Source organism: Acidiphilium sp. PM (assembly GCF_000219295.1).
Taxonomy (GTDB): Bacteria; Pseudomonadota; Alphaproteobacteria; order Acetobacterales; family Acetobacteraceae; genus Acidiphilium; species Acidiphilium multivorum.
On sequence record NZ_AFPR01000611.1, the window covers coordinates 1 to 1,687 of the forward strand.

Sequence of the window (1,687 nt, forward strand, 5' to 3'; positions counted from 1 at the left end):
CCTGAACACGTTGCAGATGCACGGCCGCATCCATGAATGGGGGGCGATCTACCAGGCGCATCTTGCCCAGAATCTCCGGCGGGTCGGGGCGAGTATAGAATTGGACCGAACCACCGGCGCGGCGCGGCTCAGCGCCGTGCCGGAGGAGATCAGGGCGGCGTTCAGTAAGCGGACCCGCGATGCCCTCTCCGACGCGAAAGCCTATGCCGCCTCGGTTGGCGCAGAGTGGGACCGCATGACGGGCGATGAACGCATCAAGCTACTGAAAGGCGGTGCCTTTGCGAGCCGCAGTGCCAAGGCCGATGATTTGAGCGACTTCGCGAGCTGGCGGCGCCAGGCGGAGGCACGCGGCTACCAGCACAAGAGCGTTCTGCAGGACGCGGCACCGGCGGAGAGGATGACCGAAGCGGCCCGGCTTGATCTGGCCTATGAGGCGGCTGCGCGGGTGCTGGGTGAGCAGTTTGCCCGGCGGGCGGTCATCAAGGCCGAGGATGAGCGCGTTGCCGCAGCGCGCGGCCTGGTAGCGGCCGGCATCAAGGATGGCGGCGATGTTGATCATGTGATCGCGCGGTTGCGGGCGCGCGGGATTGTCGAGACGGGCGGTGCTGACGCCAGTGGGGAACCCGCGCGCACGCAGATCATCGCGGTCGAGACCGAGCGGGATGATCCGGACAACCCGGATGTGACGATCACCACAACCAGGCTGACGACGCGCGCCCATGTCGAGCAGGAGAGCGCGCTGGTCGAGCTGGCGGGACAGGCTAGCAGGGATCGGCGCGGCACACTCAACCCGGTACAGATCAAGCGCGGGATCGAGGCGAGCGGGCTGCGCTTCACCGGCGAGCATGGCGCAGCACAACGCCGGATGATCGATCATCTCGGCATGGGCGGCCGGTTCGCGGTGGGGACCGGGGCGGCCGGGGCTGGCAAGACCACATTGTTGAAGCCGCTGGTGGCGGCGTGGCGTGACCAGGGTGCGGACATTCACGGCATCAGCCTCGGCTGGCGCCAGGCGCGCGAACTGCGCGAGGCCGGGCTGAACACCGAGGCCGAGACCGGCGGGCGCGACACGATCGCGGCCGTGTCGGTGTTCATCAACCGGGTGGAGAGCGGCCGGCTGGACTTGTCCAATCGCAGTGTCGTGGTGATCGATGAGCTGGGCACTATCGGCACGCGCCAGATGCTCGATCTGTTGCGCCTACAGGAGCGGCACGGGTTCCGCATGGTGGCGATTGGTGATCCGAAGCAATGCCAGTCGATCGAGGCAGGCCAGGTGATCGGCCTTCTCGAGAAAGGGCTGGGCAAGGTGCCGTCGATCGAAAGCAGCGTGCGGCAGACCAACGAACGGGCGCGCGAGATCGCGGGCTTGCTGCGCAAAGGTGGCGTCGAGGCTGTTGGCAAGGCGCTGGACATGAAGCGGCAGGATGGCACGGCCGAGATCGTCGCCGGCGGGCATGGCGAGGTGATCGCGCGGGCTGCCGCGCTCTGGGATGAGCGCCGGAAAGCGAATGCTGATCGGCCGCGCTTTACGCTTTCGATCAGCACACCGACCAATCAGGACGCGCGCGCGATCGGCGAGGCGATCCGGCAACGGCTGCTGGCCTCTGGCGAACTGGGGCAGAGCCGCATGACGCTGGCGGCGATCGATAAGAACACCGGCGAGCACTACGCGCTGCCGATCGCGACC

At 67.5% G+C, this 1,687-nt stretch carries 1 protein-coding gene; it reads left to right on the forward strand.

The window, feature by feature from the left end; translation table 11 throughout:
• On the forward strand, positions 1–1,687 hold a 1,687-nt coding region (locus APM_RS19500; RefSeq protein WP_039889381.1), incomplete at both ends, for an AAA family ATPase.